Source organism: Acinetobacter sp. SH20PTE14, assembly GCF_021391555.1.
In the GTDB taxonomy this organism is placed as follows: domain Bacteria; phylum Pseudomonadota; class Gammaproteobacteria; order Pseudomonadales; family Moraxellaceae; genus Acinetobacter; species Acinetobacter amyesii.
Genome location: NZ_CP090067.1, coordinates 791,308 through 816,102, shown reverse-complemented (window position 1 = coordinate 816,102; position 24,795 = coordinate 791,308). Strand labels below are relative to the sequence as shown.

Here is a 24,795-nt window from a genome sequence, read left to right as displayed (position 1 = left end):
TTTATTTAACTAAATCCGAAGGATTAAGCTTTCGGTAATGTCACACCAGTTTGACCTTGGTATTTACCGCCACGGTCTTTATAAGAGGTTTCACACACTTCGTCTGATTCGAAAAACAACATTTGTGCGACACCTTCACCCGCGTAAATACGTGCAGGTAAGTTGGTTGTATTCGAAAATTCTAAAGTCACGTGACCTTCCCACTCTGGTTCAAGAGGCGTCACATTGACAATAATACCGCAGCGCGCATAGGTTGATTTACCTAAACAAACGGTTAACACATTACGTGGAATACGGAAATATTCGACTGTCCGTGCTAGTGCAAACGAGTTCGGCGGAATGATACAAACGTCTGATTCGATATCAATAAAGCTTTTATCGTCAAAGTTTTTAGGGTCAACAATTGCTGAATGAACATTGGTAAAGACTTTAAATTCACGAGCACAACGCACGTCATAACCATAGCTAGACACGCCATACGAAATAAGCTTTTCGCCATTTTCATCATAACGGACTTGGTTTTCTGCATACGGTTCAATCATGCCGTGTTTTTCGCTCATTTCGCGAATCCAACGATCAGACTTAATAGCCATTTATCTCTATCCAAAAACTTAAATCAATTATTGCGTGGTACTTTAACTGAAATCCGACTTAATGAAAATAAGCTTTACCGAACTAAGCGGATTTAGTCATTTTCAAATCAATTTAGAGTTTTAAAATCGCAGAATAACTCAGTGGAATCGAAAAACTGACCAAGACTAGCGATGCTGTTCGTTGTAGATTGGCTTGATTGAGCCAACTAATTTTATTCGATGCCAAAACGGAACCAAGAAAGGTCCAAAAGAATGCAATAGGAACAATCAACAACAGAAAGATCAGCATGTGAGCTACATAATACTGCGCATTTTGCCAAGCCAACGCAGGGAAAATCGCAGATGCAAATAATAATGCTTTGGGGTTTAATAAAGTCGCAACAAAGAGTTCGCGTGCACGAATGCCCTTTTGATTAAAATTTTCAGCAACAGTTGCTGTACGCCATAATCGCATAGCCAAAAATAGAATATAGCCAGCACTAAACAGTTTTAAAATGGTCGGTAGTAAAGGCAGATGTACGGAAATTTTACCAATGAGAAAACCCCATAGGCTAATCGAAATAAGATAACCAAAGGCTTCCGCTGGAATGAGTCGGAATGATTTACGTAGCCCAACTTGAATACCCGAAGATGCGAGTAAGGTATTGGTTGGTCCTGGCGTTAACAAAATACTGATAACTAGACCAATAAAAAACCATGAAATCATACTTTGACCTCAAACTTAATCCGCGAAGATTAATTCAGTTGTTTCGTATTAGCAAAATAAAAAATAGAAACGCTTATAAAAAACTCCTTATTTAATTATAAATTCAGTAACTTAAATAGAAAAACAAAACCTTAGCTGAACAGTCATTCAGAGCACCTTACAATTCAAAGAAATATCTTGAACTTATATTTATTAATAGAAATTTCACATGATTCCATGTATACCCTACAGTTTTTACACGTAACAAAATATTATTAAAATAAACGATATAGCTCCATGCCATTCTTACGCATAACCATTATTTATTGGAGACTAAAAAATCAAAAAAAAAATACTTTTCAAAAATAATTGATTAAGTTATGTTCAATTGAGTAGTGGAAATTAAAATTAAAGCTCATCAAATCAATATTCAAAATTTATGTGTAAAAGGACGTTTCTATGAACCAATGGACAAAACTCACGTTACTCTCGGTTACTTTGGCATGTATTACTGCTTGCTCAAATGATCAATCTACTTCAAAAAATACCACGGAAGGAAAAAGCGCAGAAACTGCTACATCTGACAAACTTCAAACCAAGTTCGTAACCATTGCAACTGGTGGGGCATCAGGACCTTACAATGTGATTGGGACAAGTCTTGCAGAAATTTATAACAAAACCTTTGGTGTAAATTCTAAGACTCAAACTACAGGTGCATCCGTCGAAAACTTAAACCTTCTGAAACAGAATAAAGTTGAAATGGCATTTGTTATGAGTGACAGCTTAACAGAAGCACTGAACGGAACAGGAAGTTTCGCAAATGGTAAAGTTGAGAATGTCAGCCAAGTCGCAGCGCTTTATCCCAACTACGTACAAATCGTAACCTCTAAAAAATCAGGGATCAAAAATATCGAAGATTTGAAAGGTAAACGTATCGCTGTAGGTGCACAAAATTCAGGTGTAGAAGTAAATGCACGTACACTGTTGAATGGTTTTGGAATCACCTATAAAGATATTAAAGTTGATTATTTAGGCTATGCTGAAGCCGCTGATGCTTTAAAAGGTGGCAAGCTTGATGCAGCATTCCTGACTAGTGGCATTCCAAATTCATCACTCATGGAACTTCAACAAAGCTTTGATCTACAGTTAGTTTCAATCAATGCAGATAAAGTCAAAGAAATAGCTAAAGATCAAAGTTATTTCTTACCGATGATTATTCCAAAAGGCACATATGGCAATACTGCGGACATTCAAACTGCCGCAATTAAAAATGCATTAGTTGTTCGCACAGATATATCGGATGATGATGTCTACAAACTAACAAAAACTTTCTTTGACAGTTTGCCTCAATTGGCAACTTCACACCAAGCAGCAACAGAAATCACGCTTGAAGGTGCTCAACAAGGCCTTGTAGCGCCTCTACATCCAGGCGCGAAACTCTACTATGATGAAGTGGCTAAAAAATAATAAGCTTCAAAAAAATGCAGTTTATACTGCATTTTTTATATTGTTCTTCTTAATCTATGCTAGCTATCCAACACTGTATACGCAGGTTAGAGTTGAAACTGATATATGCAAAATTTCAACTGATCAATTTGATTTACAGTGGAAGCATTCAGTAGAAAAGACGGCTTGGTCTGAACAATATCAGCGTCAAAAGAATAAGTTTTTACTGCACCACACCGATTTGATTTCATTTGGTGCAGGTACACCCTCAAATTATCCCATTGAGTTTCAAAAAAATGGTGTGATTAGAATGCGGGTCAATCAAAATATAGATGAAATCAACTGGGTGATTTCTAGAAATATGCAAGGCACGATCCTCGCTGACCAAAAAATTTGGTCTATTTTTCAAAGTTACCCAGACTATAGTTTGGTCAACATCTCGGTTCAATATCAACCCAAATGGAAGTCTTGGTGGATTGGAGAATGCCTATGAATTCCAAAGAAGATAAAGTTGTATTAGAACAACTCGATGAGAAACAACAACAAGCCATATTAGAAAAATTTGATCGGGAATCTGTTACTCGAATCAATATGAGCAAATCTGTTACCTACTTTGTTGCATTTGTAGCGATCTTTTATTCATTATTTCATTTATTTATTACGTTTAATCCTTTACCTGAGTTAATACAGCGTGCAGCCCATGTCGCTATTGGCCTAGCACTCATTTTTTTACTCTATCCAGCTCGTCAAACAAGCTCCCGACAGCATATTTCACTTCTCGATTGGTTCTTGGCTTTGCTTTCCATCTTCAGTTTTTTATATTTATGGAAAGAATATCAATCTATTATGACCACTCGAGGTGGTATTCCAAATACCTTAGATATCGCGTTTGCAATTATGAGTGTGGTATTAGTCATAGAAGCAACTCGCCGGGTCATGGGGTGGATGCTGCCCATTTTAAGTTTAATTTTCCTGACCTATACATTTATCAGTCACTTTGATTGGTTGCCAGATCGATTAATTACTCGCCCTTATACCATCAGCGACATTTTCGGACATATGTATTTAAAAACCGAAGGCTTATATTCTTCGGCAATTGGTGCATCCGTCACTTTTATTTTCTTATTTATCCTTTTTGGTGCTTTTCTTGCAAAATCAGGTATGGGGAAATTGTTCAATGATCTTGCCATGGCATTGGCGGGTCATAAACAAGGTGGTCCTGCCAAAGTTGCTGTAATTTCAAGTGGATTTATGGGCAGTATTAATGGAACTGCTGTTGCCAATGTTGTTGGCACAGGCTCATTTACCATTCCATTGATGAAAAAAATTGGTTATCACAAGAATTTTGCTGGTGCCGTTGAAGCCAGTGCATCCGTCGGTGGACAAATTTTGCCGCCAGTCATGGGTGCGAGTGCCTTCATTATGGCCGAAACAACTGGCGTGAGTTATGGCACGATTGCACTAGCCGCATTATTACCTGCCTTATTGTATTACCTTGGCGTCATGGCTCAAGTTCATTTCCGTGCGGGTAAAGATGATCTGAAAGGCGTACCTAAAGCTGATTTACCTAAAGTAAAAGAAGTTCTAAAAGAGCGTGGACATTTACTTATTCCAATTTTGGCACTGGTCTTTTTCTTATTTCAAAATATTCCTGTGAGCTATGCTGCTGTCTACACCATCGTCCTGACCATCTTTGTAGCAGCTTTAAGAAAATCAACACGAATGGGTGTAAAAGATATTTTAGATGCGCTCGTTGATGGAGCCAAACAATCATTATCTGTGATGGCTGCTTGTGCTGTCGTTGGTATTATTATCGGCGTAGTAAATCTGACAAGTTTTGGTTCAGTAATGACTTCTTCAATTATGAGTTTAGGTGCAGGTAGTCTCTTTCTCACTTTATTTTTAACCATGATTGCATCGATGATTTTAGGCATGGGGCTTCCATCTATTCCGGCCTATATCATTACTGCCACCATGGCAGCACCAGCACTCGCAAACTTTGATATCCCTGTATTAGTCGCGCATATGTTTGTGTTCTATTTTGGTTTATTTGCAAACATCACCCCACCAGTTGCCCTTGCCGCCTTTGCGGGCGCAGGAATTGCAGGCGGTGATCCAATGCGCACTGGGTTTCAGGCCTTAAAACTATCTCTTGCTGGTTTTATTGTTCCATTTTTATTCGTTTATAACCCTGCCATGCTGATGATTGATACCACCAATGTTGCAGTCAATGCTCGAGAATTTGCCTTTCCTGCATGGACAACTATAGTGAGTATTACTGTCACTTCAGTGATAGGAATTCTCGCTTTAGGCTCCGCAGTTGAAGGTTATTTCAAGACTTATCTCAACTGGTTCTGGCGTATTTTTTTAGGTGTGGGTGCGCTGTGTATGATTATTCCAGAAACCATTACAGATATTGTAGGCATTATCATGGTCATCATCGCAATTACGGTGAATATTATCACTGCTAAACGTAAAGCAAACCCGTCTCTTTCCTCCTAAAAAACCAATTAAAAAGCTCGGTAATTACCGGGCTTTTTAATTTCTTAGACTAAGGCGTACCCTCATTTGATGGGTGGGTTTTAATGACTTCAAATAATATTTAAAATTATTTGTTCCTCTATATTTTTTCAATGCTAAGCCCCTTGTAACAGAGGACATTTGGCAAAAAATCTAAGACACAATGCGTTTGTACAGTTACTGCCGTTCAAAGAATTGATCCTAGCCAAAATAATAGAAATATCGTGAAAGCTATTTTGTAAAAACTAAGTACAAACGCGACATCCTTTGATATGCCTCAAGAATTTTATCCTTGGCAGACGGCTTATAATCGCAGGAAAAATAAGAAATTGTGCAAATCGTTTTTTAGATGTGTAATTCATAGACATCGTTGAATGTCTAAAGTTCAGTACTCATAATTTTCAAACACTCCCAATACCACGTTATAAAAAATCTGGCACTAGGCCAGATTTAATGCGATCAACTTAAATTTCAGTTAAGCCTTAGAAAATACGGTTTTTATCTTTTTCAGCTTGAGGCAATGCGTCTGCAATTTTTTGCGCAATCGCCATATAGCTTTCAGCAGCATCATCACCAGCAATCACAGACGGTTTCCCTGCATCGGCATTTTCACGAATTTGTACGTTCAGCGGTAAACGGCCTAAGAGTGGAATGTCGTATTGGGCTGAAAGTTGGTCGCCACCACCTGTGCCAAAGATTTGCTCTTCATGTCCACAGTTCGAACAGATATGGGTCGACATATTTTCAACCACGCCCATCACGGGAATGTGTACACGATTATACAACTCAATGCCTTTGGTCGCATCCATTAATGCAACGTTCTGTGGTGTCGTCACAATCACAGCACCTGTCACTGGTATACGCTGTGCAAGCGTCAACTGAATATCACCTGTGCCTGGCGGCATATCAATGACCAATACATCCAGATCAGGCCACAACGTTTGGTTAAAGAGCTGCATTAACGCCCCTGTCGCTTTCGGCCCACGCCAAGCCACTGGCGTATTGTTATCTCCAGTTAAGTGACCAATTGAAAGTACAGCCATACCATATGCTTCGATAGGAACAAATTGCTCAGCTTCAATCATCGGCGTACGGCCAGCGTTACCGAGCATCGTTGGAATACTTGGACCATAGATATCCGCATCTAAAACGCCAACTTTTAGCCCCAATTTCTGTAATGCCAAAGCTAAGTTAACTGTCGTGGTTGACTTACCCACACCACCTTTACCAGATGACACCAAAATGACATTTTGAATGCGTGGGTGTTTCGGTACATCACGCTGTTGTGGAGCGGCTTTTTGAATCGGTGGGTTATTCGGATCAACTTCGGCAGGTGCTTCGGGTGTTTTCGCAGACGCATCCACAACTGGAGGTAACTGGCTTTTTGCTGCTGAACTTTCAGCTTTTTCTTGGCTAGAACAGCTTTCGCCTTCTGCATGGTGATGACCGCAACCACCCGATGTATGTCCAGTCTTTTGCTGAATCACGTGCATATTTAATTCTGTGATGCCACATTTTTCCAATGCATCGGCCAAATCATCATGGATTTTTTGTAAGTCATCGGCTTCTGAAGGAAAGGTATTAATCGTGATCTGCAAGATCTGACCTTGCACATTTACCTGTGTAATACGGTCTTTTAAAGCATTATTTGAATTGGGAAGTACATAGTTTTGTAAAACCTGTTGGATTTCCTCTTCTTTCACCTCTTGGGAGGGTGAAAACACAGATTTTAGAGAAGAAAGCCACGACATTATGTTGTCTCCAAACAGGAAAATCAAAAGATAATAGCGATAGTTTACCTGTTCATCTGCCCCAGAGTAAGAGGGAGATGAATGACTTATCCCTATAAACTTATAAAGTTGAGTAATTTAGTTAGCTTTCAAACAATTTTTCTAACGTGTGACGCTTAAAAATGCACCTGCAACTGATTTTTGCGGCTAAACCAAAGCCTTTAAATTTGAATTGATTACATATCAACCATACATTTTCAGCGTAATTTCAGTTTATATTTCAGTCGTTTCAACAGAATAATCATAGCGATGGATGTGCAATCTAAAGGCACATTTTGTGCTTTTTAGTTTTTAAAATGGGGATGACGATGTATCCGAAGACTATCTATAAGAAGAATATTTATAAAACGACTTTATGTGCCTTGATGCTCCTGACTTCAGCAGCCTATGCAGAAATTGCGACTGAAGCCATTCAAACACCTGACCGACAAACTGTAGCGATTGGTGATAGCATCGATCTCATGCGCTCGCGTATGCAAGCTTCTCCGATGAAAATGCTGTCTTATCCGCTGCAAGAGAAAAATCTGCCTGCAAAACTAGCGGTAGATTACACCTATGAAATTGCTAATATGCGCTACGTGATTACCGTAGTCGATGATCAAGTCAAAAATATTAAGACTGAAAATTTAGATGGATTAAAACAATGAATCCTAAAAAAGCCGCTCTTGATAGAACGGCCTTTTTGATCAGCCCCAATTAAGCTTGATCATCTTTTTTAAACTTATTCAGTGTGTCAGTGGCTTTCTTTTTTAACTCGTCAAATTTCTCTGTCGCCTGCACTTTGAGTTCATCAAATTTTTCGACAGCCTCATGTTTAAGTTCGGAAGCTTTGACTTTGGCTTCATCAAATTTATGACTCGCTTCTGCTTTTAACTGCTCTAGACGGTCTTTGGTTTCAGCATGCTGTTCTGCATGTTCATGTTTGGCGTCATTTAAGGCTTTTTCGCCTTCGAGTTTTAACTCTTCAGCTTTATGCTTTGCACCATCGAGGGCTTTTTCACCTTCAAGCTGAGCTTCTTTGGCTTTGAGCTTTAGATCATCACCCAATTCTGACGCTTTATCTTTCAATTGATCAATTTTATTTTCAGTTGTCATCGTTCTCGCCTCTTCTCTGTTATTATCTAACAATAGTTATAACGTGCTTTGACGGGATGACCTTAAAAATATGCATTTAGAAACAATTGAGCTACATGACGTTGCATTTATGCTTTTTGGCATAAGGTTAGGAGTTAAAATTGATCCGAGTTTAAATGTATTAAATCATTGAAAAATATAAAGGCTATTTTTATTGTATTGATATTCATCAATCTAAATTAAGCAAAAGGAATAACGGTAAAGCCCCTAATGACGCACTTTACCGCTACATAAAAAGATTATTTGCTGACCGTGCTCATAAAGCTTACTGCGGAAAACAGCCAAATAAATAGGATGAAACTCCGTCCCTGATTAAAATGCGCGACGTCGGTCCCATGCAAAATATTATGGCGGGTCATGGCTACAGTAGAGCTGCTATCCATTTGATAGGCTGCCAATTCGGCAAAATAATGATTCAGTTCATTGGCAATTTTTGCTTTATGCCAAAGACTCTTAATTTCACTGCCTTTTAGACCGGGTACAATTTTATATACATCGACAAACTTGGTACCGCTCTGCTTTAAAAAGCCCGTTTGAATCAGTACATCAGTTAAAATGCCTTCTAACTGTGCATACAAGACAGGGATACAACCGGCATGGAAATTCAGCTTATACAGTTTAAAAGCTTCAAGTAGAACCAAACGACGTTGCGCTTTATTTTCACCAATCTCTAAGGCATCAAAGGCTTTCAACATTTCTGTCTGAAAAAACTCGGTGTTAATCGCATCGAGTAAATGAAACTGTTTTTGATCTTCATGTTGATGCAGCAATTGCCAAAAGTACAACAAGTTTAAGGCGTCATTTGCCACTTTCATTTCTACAGGTTGATCAAGCTCATCGGCCAATACATCGAAGTAAGGTTCAGTTGTAGCCAAATCACGTAAAGTCTGAATCAGTAATGCATGTTCATCTGCCGAAATCTGCTCAAGGTATTGTTGTGCTTCTTTGACAATGTGCTGACCGAGTTGTTTATTACGCTGTTGATTTTGCGGAATACGGGTCACAGGCTGGTCGTCATCATAATCGTCGTCGTACATGGGCTTGTCACTCTAAAGGCATCACAGATATGCCCTATTATCACTGTAATTGTGTCAGCAATATAGATTTTTTTACTTTTGCAAAGATTTCACCTATTCCCTTGTGCAAGTACTGGCTATCTCATGTAAAATTACAGCCCATTGCATAAATACGAATGAGAGAGTCATATCCGTGCGTAATATTTTAGTTACTAACGCCCTTCCATACGCGAATGGCCCAATTCATATGGGTCATTTACTCGGTTATATCCAAGCTGATATTTGGGTTCGTGCCATGCGTGCAATGGGTCATAACGTGACTTATGTATGTGCGGATGATGCTCACGGCACAGCGATTATGCTACGTGCGGAAGCCAATGGTATTTCGCCTGAACAGCAAATTGCCAATGTGCAAAAAGAACATGAACGTGACTTTGCTGGCTTTAGAGTTGACTTTGACCATTACGACTCAACTAATAGCCCTGAAAACCAAGCACGTGCTTCTGAGATTTATATCAAAAACCGTGAAGCGGGCAACATTGCAGTACGCCCTGTGACGCAATTGTTTGACCCTGAAAAAACAATGTTCTTGTCTGACCGTTTCATTAAAGGTACATGCCCGAAATGTAAAGCGGAAGACCAATACGGCGACTCATGTGAAGTGTGCGGTACAACCTACAACGCAACTGAGTTACTCAATCCAAAATCGACTTTGAGCGGTGCGACACCTGTAGAAAAATCTTCAGATCACTACTTCTTTAAACTGCCAAACTTTGGTGAATACCTGCAAAAATGGACAAGAGACGAAGGCCGTCTGCCTGTGTCAATTGCCAATAAACTTGATGAATGGTTTGAAGCAGGTTTATCGGATTGGGATATTTCTCGTGATGCACCTTACTTTGGTTTTGAAATTCCAGATGCGCCAAACAAATATTTCTACGTTTGGGTAGATGCGCCAATCGGCTATATGTCGAGCTTTGAAAACTACATCAAGACTAAACGTCCAGATTTAAGCTTTGACGATTACTGGAAAAAAGATTCGAAAAATGAAGTCTATCACTTCATTGGTAAAGACATCGTTTACTTCCACGCGTTGTTCTGGCCTGCAATGCTTGAAGGTGCAAACTACCGCACCCCAACAAGCTTATTCGTCAACGGTTTCTTGACTGTAAACGGTCAGAAGATGTCTAAATCTCGCGGTACCTTCATTAAAGCGGAAACGTATCTTGAGCATTTAAACCCTGAATACTTACGTTACTACTTCGCGTCGAAGCTTTCTGACAAAGTTGAAGATTCTGACTTAAATCTTGATGATTTCGTTCAGAAAGTAAACTCCGACCTTGTTGGTAAAGTGGTCAATATCGCAAGCCGTTGTGCCAAGTTCATAAACACCAAGTTTGATAACAACCTTTCTGCAACGTGTGCTGAACCTGAATTGGTACAAAGCTTTATTGATGCAGGCGCTTCAATCGCTGCTCAATATGAAGCACGTGAATTCTCTGCTGCAATCCGTGAAATCATGGCGCTTGCTGACAAAGCCAACCAATATATCGACGAGAAAAAGCCTTGGGCACTTGCGAAAATTGAAGGTGAAGAACAACAAGTACATGACGTGTGTTCAGTAGGTATTAACCTATTCCGTCAATTGGCAGTTTACCTTGCTCCAGTTCTTCCAACTTTGGCTGCTCAAGTTCAAGACTTCTTGAAGCTCGAGTCTTTCGACTTTGCTTCAGGCAAAACGATTTTGGTGAATCATGAAATTGCTCAATTCCAACCATTGATGCAGCGTGTAGATCCAAAAGCTGTTGCTGCTATGGTTGATGCGTCTAAAGATTCTTTAGCTGCTCCTGCGGAAGCACCAAAAGCGGAAAAGAAAAAAGAGAAAGCCAAAGAGAAGAAACCTGAACCTAAAGTTGGCGAAGCTGAAATCATCGGCATTGAAGACTTTATGAAAGTTGACTTACGTGTAGCGGAAGTTTTAGAAGCAGCTCATGTTGAAGGTTCAGACAAACTGCTTCAATTGACTTTAAATGTCGGCGAAGCTGAGCCACGTAACGTGTTTAGCGGTATTCGTGAGTTCTACCAACCTGAAGACCTTAAAGGTAAACTAGTGGTGATGGTGGCGAACCTTGCTCCACGTAAGATGCGTTTTGGTATTTCAAACGGTATGGTTTTAGCTGCGGGTAATGGCGAAGGTGTTTGGGTGATTTCACCTGAAACTGGTGCTAAAGCTGGTGATAAAGTGTCTTAATTTTTAGATTAAGATAAGAAAAAGCCTCTACGTTGTAGGGGCTTTTTTTATGCCTAAAAGTTCCCTCTCCTTTTAGGAGAGGGTTAGGGAGAGGTCTTCTTATAAATTTGAGATGATTTTATTCATTAGTTCTAATATTTTGAATTAATTCATATATAGCTTCTTGATCTGCTTTAGGTTCAACTAAAGATGGCTTAAAAACACCATCCATTATCATTTGATATTCAGCATTTAATAGCTTTTGATCCAACCAATTAAGATTCAAGTTTAACCATTGAACTAATTCAATAAAATCTTCTGCTAAATCATGTCCAACCTTTTCAATTAAATGTGTTCTTAAGTCAATTGGATACAAATTATTTTTAGCTTTTGTTAATACGTCAAATATTGTTAACAATAACCAAGCAACTGAGAACTTTGGAGTGTCATAAATTTCTTCTCTTAATCCATATTCTTTTCGTATAGATTTTTCATGTGAAAAATACCTTATTTCAAGTAGCCTTGCTCTTTGAATATATGTTTCTAAAATTTCATTTTGAATATAACTTTTAGTTTTAAAAATTAATTCATCTAAAGTGTAGAGTTCAATATTTGTATTTTTAGTAGCCTCTATTGCACCAGATTGGAAACCAATTTGTGAGATAATAAAACCCTTATCTGCTCCAATATCATCGACTATAGTAGACTTCTTTCATAATTCATTTTTTGCTCAGCTCTAAATTATAGATTCCCGCAATTAAATTGAATCTTAAGCCCAGTCTTTTTCCTCGATTACGATATCGCTCGGCAAGGATTTTGAAAGTTTTTAAACTACCAAATACATGCTCAACCCCAATTCTTCTTTTGTTGATTTCTTGATTATAGATTTTTAGTTCAGGATCCAATTTACAGCGCTTTTTTGCTTTTAATGGCAACAAGCTATTTGGATACACTGCGTAAATCCCTTGATAGCCTTTATCTGCAAGGATAAAGGCACTTGCCGGAATCTGATGTAAGTTTCGTTTGAAGAGTTCGAAATCATGTACAGCACCACGATCAGTGCATAAACTCATAATTTGCTGAGTTCTATAATGAATGATGGCCTGAACTTTGAAAGTATGTGCCTTCTTTTTGCCACTATAGCTTTTCTTCTGTTTTTTTAGGTCTTTGTATTGGAATTTCTGTGGCATCAACAATCACCACGTTCCAGTCGATGCCTTCGCCCTCAGGCAAATGCTTCGGTAAATTAAATAAATTGGACTTGATCAGGCAGTCCTCTACATGACGGACAATTCTTGAAGCAGTCGGCTCTGACACACCATAACTTGTTGCAACATGGAACAAGGTTCGGTATTCGCGCCAATAACTTAAGCACAGAAGGATTTGATCTTCTATGCTCAATTTAGTTGGTCTACCTTTAGCAGGAACATGCATTTTCAGTTGTTCAACCATTAAATCAAAGGTTGACCATGATATGCCGGTGTATCGCTTAAATTGTGTTTCAGAAAGCTTCTTTGAATCGATATATTTCATCCGCAGATTATGCATGAATATTTAAAATTCTTCGGTACAAATAATCAGCAAGAGACTGTTCGTTTTTTGATTTATGAAAGAGGCTTAGTGCGTAGGGCTAAAACTTTTTCTTTTGGAACTTTTGTTTTCCAATATTTTGCTTCTATCACCCATTTGATATTTGTACCTAAATATTTAGAAGTAACATAAATATCAATATCATGTTCGGTTCGAACACCAGTAATAGTCTCATTGGTAACAGCCTTTACTCCTAGACTACGAAAATGCTGTGCTATTTTTTCCTGAAAATCAAACCAATCTTTCGCCATTTTTTCAATTTATTAAATATGTACTACTATAGATTATATTTTTTAATCAAACCCGCATACAAATTTTAACTCTTTCAAATATATACCTCTCCCTAACCCTCTCCTAAAAGGAGAGGGAAAATTCATTGTGACCCCAATGAAACCATTCATTCCAAACTACTATAAAGCTTTAAGCATTCACTATGCTAAAAAAGAGCTAAAACTAAAATATGGATAAATCACTCTGTGAAAAAACTACTTATTTAAATTAAAGTAAATTTAATTTATTGATATTTCACTATCTTTATATAAAATGTGCTCGCTTTTTATAATTTATTAATCTTAGGGGTACAACATGAAAAAATTATTGGTTGCAGCACTAGCAGTTTCGACAGTGGCTTTCACTGGCTGTTCAATCCGTATGGCGGATATGACTGTAGCTTCTACAAAAAACTATAATTTAAACTCAAATCAATTCGTAAAAGGTCAGCGCGTTACTGGTGAAGATAAAGTACCAGTTGTGTTATTCCCACTAGGTATTCCAAATTTCAAAACAGCAATTGACCGTGCTATCGAAAAAGACCGCTGTGCAGTTGCACTTTCAGACGTTGTTATCACTCAACTAAACCAAGCATTCCTTGTTGGTCAAATTGGCTATCGCGTTGAAGGTACACAAGTTATTGACCGTTCACAACCAGAATGCAACAAATAAAATTGCATAAAAAAGCTTCTATTCGTAGAGGCTTTTTTTTCGTTCAATCACTTCATACCAAAAATCAGCTTTAACCCAAGCACTGTCATCACTGCCCCTGCAGCCCGATCAAAACCCGCTTTAAACTTCAAATACACTTTGCGGGGTTTTTCTGCTGACAAAGCCACAGCGACCAATGAGCACCAGCCTGCATCGATAAAGAAACACAAAACTGGCAATACAAAGTAGAAATAAGTCGGAATGTCTTTCGGTAAAAGTGCCGTAAAAATACTGGCTAACACAATTGCAATTTTCGGATTCGACAACTGGGTAATTAAACCAGTGGTAAAGGCACGACGGAGTGACATTTGCGAGCTGCTGGCATCACCTGCTTCAATCGGTTCTTTGGCATGTTTTATAATTTTAAATGCCATCCAAAGCAGATATAAACCACCACAAATTTTTAAAGCCAAATATGCAGAAGGTACAGCCAATAAAAATGCCTGCAAACCCAATACCGCTAATAGCCCAAATATTGCAGCGCCCAAACCTGTACCAAGTGCGGTAAATAAACCGTGTTTACGTGAAATTGCAATGGAATTCTTCGCCACATAAATTGACGTTGGCCCTGGGCTCATTGCACCAAGTAATAGTGCTGCCGCAATCGAGCCTAATATCCAAAATGATTCCACTATCACACCGTTTTCACTTAAATTCGTGGCAATTTTACAGATAGAATCTCTGAATTTCTCCCTATAATTTGCAGTGTTTATTTTAATTGACCAAATTTTTCACTATAAATAACTTGAATACTGCATTAATCCATCGCATGATCGCTAAAAGTACAAATTAATATCAAGACAATGAAATTAGCCGAAGCCCTACTTTTACGCAGTGACTTACAAACTAAATTGGCCTCGCTGCAACAACGAATCAATAACAACGTGCTCATTCAAGAAGGTGATGCACCCAGCGAAGAACCGAATGCTTTAATTCAAGAAGCATTTACCGTAAATACAGAACTTTATGGCTTAATTGAAAAGATTCACACCACCAACGCACAGGCTAAAACCCGTTCTGGACGCTGCATGCTTTCAGTGCTCAATGAACGTGATTTATTGACCCAGCAGCATCGAATCTTGCAACAAGCAATCGACAGCTCACGCCGTGAAAATGGTCGTTATAGCTCGAGTGAAATCCGTTGGATTAAAACCATTGCAGTGGCAGATTTACAGAAACAGGCCGATAGCATTAGTCAGCAACTTAGACAAAATAACTTAGAAATTCAGGCATCCAATTGGCAAATAGACCTGATAGATTGACCTGATTTAAGCATTTGGACCACGGTTCATTCCAGTTCGGGCATACTGGGCGAGTACAGAGCCTTTTTAAATGTTTGTAAGGCTTTAATCCAACAAACTACACTGCAGAAGTAAGACGTCTACTTCAAAATGTTCACACATCTGACGTAGCACACTGCATCTGTGACTCTTTACATGTCACGTCTCACTACCGTGTACTGACAGTATGTCCACCCTATTTTTTTTACGGATCCATCTGCTAATCGTCATCTGCAGCGGCTTCATTGAGTGCAACATCTTCACGCGGTAATTTATAATCAAGGTCATTTACAGGGACACCACCAATGATCATGGTGCGATGTTCATTTTGAGGACGATGCAATTCGTCAGTCGTATCACAACCCACCATCCAAAAACTGCACAGGCACAGCATAGGCAGCACAGCCCGACTTAATTTGCTCATTGGATGCCCTCCATTTTTATAATTATCTTGTTTATAAATTCAGCATAGCATTTTTGTGCAGATATTCACCTTATTTATCTGCCGATTTAGGGTCAATTGTCAGGAATTATGTCTCGACGGTCTTTCCAATGCGGATGCAAACTGATGCCGATAGAAAAATATTTCCTTTTAAAAATAAATAATTGATTCATTTTATTTAACTACATAGAAGACAAGTTACAAAACTGCTATCGAATACGATTTTACTTCGGACACTTTTGTCCGTTTAATATCTAGATAAATTTAAAATGATGATGCCAAAGAATAATGTCCACACGTCAACAACTCGCTGCACAAAACCGAGAAATCCTTTTAGAAGCTGCGATTGAGGTTTTCCGTATTCACGGAATCAATGCGCCTTTACAACTCATCATGGATCAAGCTCAAGTTGGACGTGCGACGTTTTATCGTAATTTTAATGACCGTCGTGAGTTGGTACTCGCCTTAATGCAAGCTGCCTTAAACCGACTTGAACAACGTGCGCTTAATTATGCACAGTTCGATGATGGATTTATTCGCCTCATTCAAGACCATATTTATTATATTCCCTATCTCACAGCCCTAATGGAATATTGGCGTGTGATCGATCGGGATGATCCCGCCATGGTTAAAATATACCAACGACGTGATGCCATTTTGCAACCGATGATTGATCAGGCCATTCAAAATGGTCGCTGCCGAGCAGACTTTAAACCGGCAGACTATGCCATGGTCACTTCCATTTTACGTGCAGCTTTACAAGGCCATACCGAAGCAGATCAGGAAAAACTCGCCAAACGTGCCGTGGAATTTTTACTACATGGTATTTGCGGGTAACACGTCATGTCCAAATCACCGCGTTTATTAGAACCTGCTCCGGATTGGACACCCGAAGAAAAACCGACTTTGCCCGGATCTCCCGCTGCCATTGCACATCCCACCTATAAGCGTTTTTTATACTTCTTTATCGGTTTATTTGTTGCGATCTCGGGGAGTTTAAGTAATGGATTTATCACGGCAAATCTTCCCCTTCTACAAGGTGAATATGGCTTAACGCCTTCAGAAGCGGCATGGATTCCTGCGGCATTTGTTATGGCCAATGTCAGCTCTAACCTGATCTTATTTAAAGCCCGTCAACAATATGGACTTAGGCTATTTTCAGAAATTGGTTTGGTTTTATTTATCGCGGTGATGGTGCTGCATTTATTCGTCCATACCTATGAAATGGCAATTTTTGCACGGGTGATTAGCGGCTTACTTGCAGCTCCACTCAGTTCGCTTGGGATGTATTACATCATGCAAGCCTTTAAACGTGCTCATTTTGGTCGTGGGCTTTATCTAGCTTTAGGCTTTCAGCAGTTGGGGATACCGCTGGCATGGATCATGTCGCCCTATCTGGTCGATGTAAATGATTGGTCTATTTTCTATACCTTTGAATTAGGTTTAGCCTTATGTTGTTTGGCGATGGTGGTCTCTCTAAAACTGCCACGAAGCCTACGTATCGAAGTGTTTGAAAAGCAAGATTTATTCACCTTTGCATTATTAGCACCCGGCTTTGCTTTGCTATGTATCGTGCTAACTCAAGGCCCGATTCTTTGGTGGTTTGAGGCTGAATGGTTGGCCTATTTACTCATCGCCGCTTTGATTCTTTTAGTTGTCGGCCTGACCTATGAACATTTTCGGGTCAATCCCCTGATTGTCACACGCTGGCTCGGAACATCGTCTACCGTGAGTTTTATTATCGGTGCCTTTGCCATTCGCTTCCTCATGTCAGAACAAAGCTATGCAGCCGTGAATTTTTTGAAAACCATGGGCATGGGACCCGACCAATTTGTTTCCTTTTATACCGTCGTGCTGATCGGGATTGTCTTAGGAACAGTGTTTAGTGCCCTGACCTTTTCCAAAGAAAAAATTGTGCTTCATCTGCTCGGTGCAGCAGGTCTCGTGCTCTTTGCCTGTGCACTGGATTATCACCTGACCAGTGATGTTCGACCGCATGATTTTTATTGGAGTCAGTTTTTGGTGGGCTTTGCCAGTGGCATGTTTATTGGCCCACTTTTGCTTACAGGCATTGTCAGTGCTTTGCAAAAAGGCCCATCGCACATGGTGACGTTTATCGTACTATTTTCTGCAACGCAAACTTTTGGTGGTCTCGTCGGCTCATCGTTCTTTTCGACCTACCAGCAAATGCGTACCCAAACCTATCAGGCACAGATTTATAATGATTTATCGCAAACCTCACCTATAGTGGAACAGCGCCTACAACAATTGGCGCAAAGTGCGCATCAATATTCTTTAGACCCTAATTTAGATCAACAACAAGCCATACGTAGCCTTAATCAAACCATCACTCGAGAAGCCCAAGTTCGAGCCTATAACGATGTGATTTTTTTAAATGGCATATTCGCCGTTATATTGTAGCTTTGGGGCTTGTTTCTGATTGGCAAAAATAAATATCAATTACGCCAACAGCAACGCACGGATAGTAGCTAAAATTTTCCCGACTTACACAACATAAGCAACAGCCAAATGACCTAATTGATATTGAGAACACCATGACCGAAGACCATAAACCCACTGAGCAAGCAGCACCGCAGCAACCACAAACAGAAGCTACTATGCCTACACCATCGAGCAAGCTTATTTCTACGCCGCAGCGTACCTTGATTTTCATGTTGATCATCCTCTTGTTGGGAATTGCGCTGATCTTATGGGCGTGGCGGATTGGTCCATTTCATAACAGTATCGAGTCGACTGAAAATAGCTATGTCAAAGGCAAAACCACGGTGCTTTCATCACAAATTAATGGTTATGTGAAAGATGTTTTGGTGACAGATTTCGATCATGTGAAAAAAGGTCAAGTGCTTATGCATATCGATGCAACGACCTATGATCAAAAAGTCACACAGGCTGAATCTGGGGTGGAACAAGCACAGAACTCACTTGCCAATCAAAGCCAGGCCATTGAACAACGCAGAGCAGATATTACGGCAGCCGAAGCGAAAGTGGACCAATCACGTGCGGCCTATGAATTAGCTCTTGCACAAATGACGCGCTACCAACAACTCGGCAATACTGGCGCTGCATCGAAATCAGAACAAGATAAAGCCACTGCAGACGCTAAAAATAGTTTGGCCCAACTTCATCAAGCAGAAGCCAATTTACTAGTTGCCAAAGAATCATTCAAAACCGCACAAGTTGCAGCGACAGGGCTTAAAGCGCAAGTGAATAGTGCCAAAGCACAATTTGATCAGGCAGTGACCACTAAAGACTACAGCACGATTGTGGCACCTATGGATGGTCAACTTGGCGAAGTCAGCCCACGGATTGGTCAATATGTTGCGGCAGGCACTCAACTGATGTATTTGATCCCACAGCAGCGCTGGGTGACTGCCAATTTTAAAGAAACGCAAATTGCAGATATGCATATTGGTCAAAAAGCGTGGTTCAGCGTCGATGGGATGAAACATCAAAAATTTTACGGCAAAGTTGAGCAAATTTCCCCTGCGGCTGGTTCTGAATTTAGTGTATTGAAACCTGACAATGCCACAGGAAATTTCACCAAAGTCGTGCAACGCATTGCCGTAAAAATTGCGATTGATCCTAATCAACAAGGTTTAGAAAACTTAAGACCCGGTATGTCTGTCGTCACCTCCGTTGATGTTGCTAGTTAGCAGATATCGGCAGTAAAGTGCTATAAGCAGAGTTGAACTGACCAAGATGCAAAGGATTTTATCTTCTGCACCTCCCGTTTTACAATGCCTACCTATTTGAACTCTAACGACCAAGATAACGATTACCAACATGTTTGAATCTATCGCCCACGCCATTCCTCAGCAGACTATTCAATATCAAGGGGTTGATTTATGTATTAAGCGTTTGGACTTGGTACACCCACAAATATCAGGCAATAAATTTTATAAACTCAAATATAATTTTATTGAGGCGCAGAAATTAGGGTTTAAACAGGTGCTTAGCTTTGGCGGTGCTTATTCAAATCACATTGCAGCCACTGCATATGCTGCACATTTATTCGGATTCGGCAGTTTAGGCATCATCCGTGGGGAGGAATTACAACATCAAGCCCGAAATCCTACTTTAGCCACCGCCCAACAGTTTGGTATGCAGCTCAGTTTTGTCACACGCCAACAGTATCGGGAAATGAAACAAGTTGACGCTTTAGCGCAATTACAACAGCAATATCCCGAACATTATGTCATTCCTGAAGGTGGAACCAATGCCTTGGCTATCCGTGGCTGTACGGAAATCTTAAGCCATGAAAATCAACAAAATTTTGATCTCATCTGCTGTGCCGTCGGTACAGGTGGAACCATAACGGGCTTGATCGAAGCCAGTGCGGAACATCAACATGTACTTGGTTTTTCAGCGCTCAAAGGCAATTTTCTTTGCGACGATGTTGCTCAGTTGACGCAGAAAACCAATTGGAACATCAGTGATGAATTTTGCTGTGGCGGCTATGCCAAAATAACGCCGGAACTATTACAGTTTATGCATGACTTTGAACAACGCTATGCGATCCCATTAGAACAAGTTTATACGGCTAAAATGCTGCGAGGTATTTTCTGCATGATTGAGCGGGGTCAAATTACAAGCCATCAACGTGTTTTAGTGATTCATACTGGTGGCCTACAAGGTCGCCTGAAAGGTTCAACCGAAGCGCTAAAAAGCGTATAATCCTGCGTCCTTTCTTCCACGCGGAAACTTACCATGTCGCAAAATCAATATGATGTCCTTGTTTTAGGTGCTGGTGCATCAGGCTTAATGACGGCATATAAAGCGGCGCAGCGTGGACGCAAAGTTTTGGTGGTTGAAAAAGCCAATAAAGTTGGCAAAAAGATCCTGATGTCTGGCGGTGGTAAATGCAATTTCACCAATTTGTATGTCGAACCAGAAAATTATATTTCACATAATCCGCACTTTGTTATTTCGGCATTAACTCGCTATACCAACTGGGACTTCATTGGTATGGTCTGCGAATATGGCATTGAGTACGAAGAGCGCAAACATGGGCAGTTATTTACCCAAAATGGTGCAAAAGAAATTCTCGCCATGCTATTGGCAGAATGTGACAAAACAGGCTTGGTGGATATTAAAACCAACTGTGAAGTAAAAGCAGTCAATGCCTTGCCTGAACAAGGCTTTCAAGTGGCAACCAATCTAGGCTATTTTGAAGCAGAATCGGTGGTTATTGCCAGTGGTGGTCTGTCCATTCCAACGTTAGGTGGTTCAGGAATTGGCTATGAAATTGCCAAACAATTCGGACATTCCGTCTACCCCACTCGCGCAGGCTTAGTACCCTTCACTTTCTCAGATAGTTTTAAAGAAGTCACCACACGCTTGAGTGGCAATGCTGTTGAAGCCACGTTATCGAATGAGTTAAATAGTTTTACTGAGGCTTTACTCTTTACTCACCGTGGTTTAAGTGGTCCAAGCTCTTTACAACTTTCAAACTACTGGGATGTCGGTCAACGTTTTAATATCAATTTCCTGCCAGCTTTAGATGTTTTAGATTTCCTCAAATCTAAAAAATCCAATCAACCAAAAGTGTTACTGCGCACATTGTTCAATGAACACTTACCGAAAAGTGTAGTTATAGAATTACAAAATCTGATTTGGCCTGAACAAGCTGAATTAGCCATTGGCAATATCAGCGATGAAAAACTAGAACTCATTGCAAGCCGTTTAGAAAGCTTTGAAGTTAAGCCATCAGGCACTGAAGGTTACCGTACTGCTGAGGTTACACTCGGTGGTGTGGATACCACTGAAGTCTCATCAAAAACCATGGAAAGTAAAAAACAGAAAGGTTTGTACTTTATTGGCGAAGTACTTGATGTAACAGGTCATTTAGGTGGATACAACTTCCAATGGGCATGGGCTTCTGCGCATGCAGCTTCCGAATACGTCTGATCTCGACAAGAATTAATTAAACATAACCTGCAGATGATCTCTGCATAAAAAAGGGCTGATTCATTCAGCCCTTTTTCTTATCCGATCTGATTTATTCAAGATAGTCAGTTTTAAATAATGATACCGACGACGTCGAAGTTCGTTGAATCGTCAAATCCATTTTTTCAACGGCAACTGAAATATGTTGTGGTTGCACGCTTGCGGTTTGCTTGAGTGTCGATACTAAAGTATTGAGCATTGAAATTACCCCCATTTTGCCATTCCTTTGCACGGATCATAAGTGTCATTCATGACAGCAATATGAATCCTAAGTTTTTATATTTTAAGTAATATTCCATATATCACTATTACTTAAAATACCAATTTTCGAGTAAATTTCAATCATTTTTTTTAGACTGATTGGTATTATTATTTTCACTGTTTAGCGGTGATTGTTCTGTCTGCTCAAAATCAGTGCGTTTTGATTTTGCAAAAATAAAGCGTCGTGCGCTCGCCAAAAAACCAACTGTGATCCCAGCAATAATCACTGGGGCTAAAAATTTATTCGGTGTTTTTGCCATACAATATTCCTTATAAAGCATTAAAATCGACCACTTAAGCGTGGCCGATTTTTTTAAGACAGAATAGTTTAATTTGGATCATCTGGTTTTGGCGGGGTTAAAGGTGCCGAAGGTGCATCGACCTGTTTTTCAGCCTCGCCTGTCGATCCAAATGGATTATTTTGTGGTTGATCACTTGGGTTTACATCCAACTGATCTGGCGTCGCAGTTTCTTTTTCACTGACGCCAGGAGCAGCCTGTTGAATGTTTGGATAGCCATCATCGGTTTTCACTTCAGAAGTCATCACAGATGTTGATGGCGTTGGACTCGCTACAGACGATGTAGGCGTATTAAAGGTGGTTTTTGCCTTCGCCTGTTCCTGTACTGGATTCGGTTCGTTGGCTTCACGTTTCGCTTTATCGATAAGATCTGATAACAATCGTTCCGCCGGATTGCGACCACCTAAACCAAAGGCCAAAGCGAAAGCAACTGCAACCGCACCGAGAGTTAAACCAAAGGCCAAATTCACGATCGAGTCAGCAATACCCATGGCCCGCAAGCCCATGGCTACAACCAAGCCCATAATCAGCACACGGACCAAATTACCTAACCAACGTGAACTGTTATATTCCCCTCGTTGCACCACATTTGCCACAATATTGGCAAGCCAGAAACCCACCACCAAGATTACAGCACCAAGTAAAATACTTGCACCGAACTGGATAAACATAGCAATTAAGGCACTGATTTGCTCAAAGCCTAAACGGTTAGCAGCTTCAGATACCGCAAATAACATGGTGAAAAATACAATGAGGCAACCGACCACATCCGACACTTTGGTTTTGCCCAAAAAGCGTTGAATGTCTAATTTTTCTGGCACAGCATCGACACCAGTACCCGAGATCACATCCACAACTAGACGCGCTACAAAGCGTGACACCACATAGGCCAAGATTAAGATTAAACCTGCGGCAATAATATTCGGTATCGCATACATGATCTCATGTAACATGGCTGTTGCAGGCTGAGAAATCGCCTCGATACCAAGTGCTTCGAAAGCCACAATTAAAGCCGTGATAATAACTATAGCAAAGACAAAATTACCCAAAACTTGAGCAAGTTTTGCGTTTTTAAACATGCCCACTTTTTCGACTTGCTGCTGCAGACTTAAACTGTTCACCAAGCCTTCCACAATGCCTCGCACAATCTTCGCCAAGATATAACCCACAAAGACGATGACACCAGCAATAAAGATATTGGGAAGATAAGAAACAACTTCAGTAACCATATTTTGGATTGGGAACAAGAGACCGTTCAAACCCAAGATCGATAAAACAATCGGTAGGAAAAGTAACAAGATTAGCCAATACACTATTTCACTGATATTTTGACTGATTGGGCTGACGCCAACCTCAGAACTGAGTTTTTCATCGAGTTGGGTTTTATCAAGCAGTTTCTTTGAACCGACTTTGACCAAACTCGCCACGATCCAGCCAATAAAACCTACAGCTACTGCAGCCAAGAGCTGTGGAATAAATAACAAGAACTGCTGAATCATATTACTGAATGGGCCGCTGACACTGGTCAAATTCAGCACATTGAGTGCACCAATGACGGCAATGATCAAAATAATCCAGAACACAACTCTGGAGACTATATTTTCAACATTGGAACGGTGCCCAGTTGCATTTGAAAGTTTTTGATTTGTACCTAATTTTTGCAGAACTTTTTTGACGCCAGCAGAAACCAATAAAGCAATGACCCAACCTATCAGGAGAATTGCTACTGCACTTAAAATGGGGTGAAACTGTTCCCAATAATACATGGCATCAAAACGGCCACGCGGACCACCCAGATAATCATTCATACGTTCGCCCTCATTGTTATACATGATCTGTTGTTATGTGCATTTTTACGTATGCCGCGTATCACACAGCATTAGTGCTTTGAACTTAAGCTTTCTTTTCCACCTTAGTTTTTGTGTATTTTTTAATCAACCAAAGTATGCATAACTCCAACAAAAGCTCACAATTGAATGTAAAAAAGCCTTGGGACAACCAAGGCTTTATTTATGTCACTCTGAAGAGATACTTAAGGTTCAGATCTTGCACTCATGTAACTCTGACTCATGTTTATCATCAATTATTATCAACGATCTGTCGCAGTTGCAGTATTTGAATCATTAGCAACAGCTTCATCCCCCGGTGTACCGCTAGTCGTATCATTGGCTGTTGCAGTTTGTGCATTGGGTGCAGGATGATCAGGCGGTGCATCCGAAGCAGAAGGTTTCATATCTGCAAACATATAAAATAATAATGCGATTAAAAAGATACCCACTAAAATCAGTATGTACACAGGGATACGTTTTTTTTGTGTTGTTTCTTCCGTACTGGTGGTATGGGGTGGTTTATTAAAATCGTGTGTCATATTCCCCTCGCTATTTTGTTGTTCATAGTTGAATTTTTATACTACCAATACAATATCCTGTATTGTGTGAAGAACAATTACAATCAGTGAAAACGTGTAACTTGAATGATAAATCTCGAATGATAAGTTTAATAAATATACTTTCCTTTGGAGCTAGATGAGTTATTTTCAAATATAAATCAATATATAAGGG

At 39.9% G+C, this 24,795-nt stretch carries 27 protein-coding genes; 12 read left to right on the top strand and 15 right to left on the bottom strand.

From position 1 onward, the window contains the following. Positions 1–23 precede the first annotated feature (23 nt). Complete coding sequence (dcd, locus tag LXF01_RS04010) at positions 24–593, bottom strand: dCTP deaminase (RefSeq protein ID WP_005008040.1); 570 nt, start codon at positions 591–593, stop codon at positions 24–26. Positions 594–705: 112 nt separating this feature from the next. Next, positions 706–1,299, bottom strand: a complete 594-nt coding sequence (locus LXF01_RS04005; protein ID WP_078192265.1) for a LysE family translocator — start codon at positions 1,297–1,299, stop codon at positions 706–708. A 438-nt stretch (positions 1,300–1,737) separates the two neighbouring features. Here LXF01_RS04005 and LXF01_RS04000 point away from each other — a divergent pair, with 438 nt between their 5' ends. Genes LXF01_RS04000 through LXF01_RS03990 form a run of 3 tightly spaced genes read left to right on the top strand, consistent with a single transcriptional unit; the run spans position 1,738 to position 5,226 of the window. After that, on the top strand, positions 1,738–2,745 hold the full coding sequence (locus LXF01_RS04000) for a TAXI family TRAP transporter solute-binding subunit (RefSeq protein WP_233945037.1): 1,008 nt from the start codon (positions 1,738–1,740) through the stop codon (positions 2,743–2,745). Next, positions 2,723–3,217, top strand: a complete 495-nt coding sequence (locus LXF01_RS03995; protein WP_233945036.1) for a DUF1850 domain-containing protein — start codon at positions 2,723–2,725, stop codon at positions 3,215–3,217. Before LXF01_RS04000 ends, LXF01_RS03995 begins: the two co-directional genes overlap by 23 nt. Further along, positions 3,214–5,226 carry a TRAP transporter permease gene (locus LXF01_RS03990; RefSeq protein ID WP_233945035.1) on the top strand — a complete coding sequence of 671 codons (2,013 nt, stop codon included), beginning with the start codon at positions 3,214–3,216 and terminating at the stop codon, positions 5,224–5,226. The genes LXF01_RS03995 and LXF01_RS03990 overlap by 4 nt, the downstream gene beginning before the upstream one ends. A gap of 500 nt (positions 5,227–5,726) precedes the next feature. Here LXF01_RS03990 and apbC read toward each other — a convergent pair whose 3' ends face one another. Next, positions 5,727–6,995 carry an iron-sulfur cluster carrier protein ApbC gene (gene apbC, locus LXF01_RS03985; RefSeq protein ID WP_233945034.1) on the bottom strand — a complete coding sequence of 423 codons (1,269 nt, stop codon included), beginning with the start codon at positions 6,993–6,995 and terminating at the stop codon, positions 5,727–5,729. Between the two features lie 347 nt (positions 6,996–7,342). On the opposite strand from apbC, the gene LXF01_RS03980 reads away from it, so the two are divergent. Beyond that, the gene (locus LXF01_RS03980; RefSeq protein WP_180101820.1) at positions 7,343–7,681 is read left to right on the top strand and encodes a hypothetical protein; all 339 of its coding nucleotides are present in this window, start codon (positions 7,343–7,345) and stop codon (positions 7,679–7,681) included. Between the two features lie 49 nt (positions 7,682–7,730). On the opposite strand, the gene LXF01_RS03975 is transcribed toward LXF01_RS03980, so the two are convergent. Together LXF01_RS03975 and LXF01_RS03970 are read right to left on the bottom strand one after the other, a co-directional pair. After that, positions 7,731–8,129 (bottom strand): hypothetical protein, encoded by a 399-nt coding sequence (locus tag LXF01_RS03975; protein WP_180101821.1) that lies wholly within the window; start codon positions 8,127–8,129, stop codon positions 7,731–7,733. Positions 8,130–8,407: 278 nt separating this feature from the next. Continuing rightward, positions 8,408–9,205, bottom strand: a complete 798-nt coding sequence (locus LXF01_RS03970; RefSeq protein ID WP_180130032.1) for a hypothetical protein — start codon at positions 9,203–9,205, stop codon at positions 8,408–8,410. 172 nt (positions 9,206–9,377) lie between these two features. On the opposite strand from LXF01_RS03970, the gene metG reads away from it, so the two are divergent. After that, positions 9,378–11,435 carry a methionine--tRNA ligase gene (gene metG, locus LXF01_RS03965; RefSeq protein ID WP_233945033.1) on the top strand — a complete coding sequence of 686 codons (2,058 nt, stop codon included), beginning with the start codon at positions 9,378–9,380 and terminating at the stop codon, positions 11,433–11,435. A 118-nt stretch (positions 11,436–11,553) separates the two neighbouring features. Here the strand turns inward: metG and LXF01_RS03960 are convergent, their stop codons facing one another. The 4 genes from LXF01_RS03960 to LXF01_RS03945 form a co-directional block, all read right to left on the bottom strand. Beyond that, the gene (locus LXF01_RS03960; RefSeq protein WP_233945032.1) at positions 11,554–11,832 is read right to left on the bottom strand and encodes a hypothetical protein; all 279 of its coding nucleotides are present in this window, start codon (positions 11,830–11,832) and stop codon (positions 11,554–11,556) included. A 301-nt stretch (positions 11,833–12,133) separates the two neighbouring features. Next, positions 12,134–12,604, bottom strand: coding sequence for a transposase family protein (locus LXF01_RS03955; RefSeq protein WP_233945031.1), 471 nt, complete (start codon positions 12,602–12,604; stop codon positions 12,134–12,136). Then, entirely contained in the window at positions 12,552–12,947 is a 396-nt protein-coding gene (locus LXF01_RS03950; protein WP_067764127.1) for a transposase family protein, read from the bottom strand. Before LXF01_RS03950 ends, LXF01_RS03955 begins: the two co-directional genes overlap by 53 nt. 71 nt (positions 12,948–13,018) lie before the next feature. Continuing rightward, positions 13,019–13,255: a restriction endonuclease gene (locus LXF01_RS03945; RefSeq protein WP_233945030.1), complete on the bottom strand. Its 237-nt coding sequence runs from the start codon at positions 13,253–13,255 to the stop codon at positions 13,019–13,021. Positions 13,256–13,589: 334 nt separating this feature from the next. Between LXF01_RS03945 and LXF01_RS03940 the strand changes: the two genes are divergently transcribed. Further along, the gene (locus LXF01_RS03940; RefSeq protein WP_067764607.1) at positions 13,590–13,946 is read left to right on the top strand and encodes a hypothetical protein; all 357 of its coding nucleotides are present in this window, start codon (positions 13,590–13,592) and stop codon (positions 13,944–13,946) included. A gap of 47 nt (positions 13,947–13,993) precedes the next feature. Here LXF01_RS03940 and LXF01_RS03935 read toward each other — a convergent pair whose 3' ends face one another. After that, positions 13,994–14,617, bottom strand: coding sequence for a LysE family translocator (locus LXF01_RS03935; protein WP_078192408.1), 624 nt, complete (start codon positions 14,615–14,617; stop codon positions 13,994–13,996). Positions 14,618–14,788: 171 nt separating this feature from the next. On the opposite strand from LXF01_RS03935, the gene LXF01_RS03930 reads away from it, so the two are divergent. Continuing rightward, positions 14,789–15,247, top strand: coding sequence for a DIP1984 family protein (locus LXF01_RS03930; RefSeq protein ID WP_233945029.1), 459 nt, complete (start codon positions 14,789–14,791; stop codon positions 15,245–15,247). A gap of 238 nt (positions 15,248–15,485) precedes the next feature. Here the strand turns inward: LXF01_RS03930 and LXF01_RS03925 are convergent, their stop codons facing one another. After that, entirely contained in the window at positions 15,486–15,689 is a 204-nt protein-coding gene (locus LXF01_RS03925; protein WP_180107328.1) for an NF038215 family lipoprotein, read from the bottom strand. 306 nt (positions 15,690–15,995) lie between these two features. On the opposite strand from LXF01_RS03925, the gene LXF01_RS03920 reads away from it, so the two are divergent. From LXF01_RS03920 to LXF01_RS03900, 5 genes are all read left to right on the top strand, one after another. Next, the gene (locus tag LXF01_RS03920; protein WP_233945028.1) at positions 15,996–16,544 is read left to right on the top strand and encodes a TetR/AcrR family transcriptional regulator; all 549 of its coding nucleotides are present in this window, start codon (positions 15,996–15,998) and stop codon (positions 16,542–16,544) included. Positions 16,545–16,550: 6 nt separating this feature from the next. After that, positions 16,551–18,128 (top strand): MFS transporter, encoded by a 1,578-nt coding sequence (locus LXF01_RS03915; protein ID WP_233945027.1) that lies wholly within the window; start codon positions 16,551–16,553, stop codon positions 18,126–18,128. 134 nt (positions 18,129–18,262) lie between these two features. After that, entirely contained in the window at positions 18,263–19,381 is a 1,119-nt protein-coding gene (locus LXF01_RS03910; RefSeq protein ID WP_233945026.1) for an HlyD family secretion protein, read from the top strand. Positions 19,382–19,511: 130 nt separating this feature from the next. Continuing rightward, positions 19,512–20,402, top strand: coding sequence for a 1-aminocyclopropane-1-carboxylate deaminase/D-cysteine desulfhydrase (locus tag LXF01_RS03905; RefSeq protein WP_233945025.1), 891 nt, complete (start codon positions 19,512–19,514; stop codon positions 20,400–20,402). A 33-nt stretch (positions 20,403–20,435) separates the two neighbouring features. Next, positions 20,436–21,635, top strand: coding sequence for an NAD(P)/FAD-dependent oxidoreductase (locus tag LXF01_RS03900; protein ID WP_233945024.1), 1,200 nt, complete (start codon positions 20,436–20,438; stop codon positions 21,633–21,635). 91 nt (positions 21,636–21,726) lie between these two features. On the opposite strand, the gene LXF01_RS03895 is transcribed toward LXF01_RS03900, so the two are convergent. The 4 genes from LXF01_RS03895 to LXF01_RS03880 form a co-directional block, all read right to left on the bottom strand. After that, entirely contained in the window at positions 21,727–21,888 is a 162-nt protein-coding gene (locus tag LXF01_RS03895; RefSeq protein WP_162689753.1) for a hypothetical protein, read from the bottom strand. A gap of 124 nt (positions 21,889–22,012) precedes the next feature. Beyond that, entirely contained in the window at positions 22,013–22,195 is a 183-nt protein-coding gene (locus LXF01_RS03890; RefSeq protein ID WP_233945023.1) for a hypothetical protein, read from the bottom strand. A 68-nt stretch (positions 22,196–22,263) separates the two neighbouring features. Then, the gene (locus LXF01_RS03885; RefSeq protein WP_233945022.1) at positions 22,264–24,042 is read right to left on the bottom strand and encodes a mechanosensitive ion channel; all 1,779 of its coding nucleotides are present in this window, start codon (positions 24,040–24,042) and stop codon (positions 22,264–22,266) included. A 281-nt stretch (positions 24,043–24,323) separates the two neighbouring features. Then, positions 24,324–24,602 (bottom strand): hypothetical protein, encoded by a 279-nt coding sequence (locus LXF01_RS03880; RefSeq protein WP_078192282.1) that lies wholly within the window; start codon positions 24,600–24,602, stop codon positions 24,324–24,326. Between the last annotated feature and the right edge of the window lie 193 nt (positions 24,603–24,795).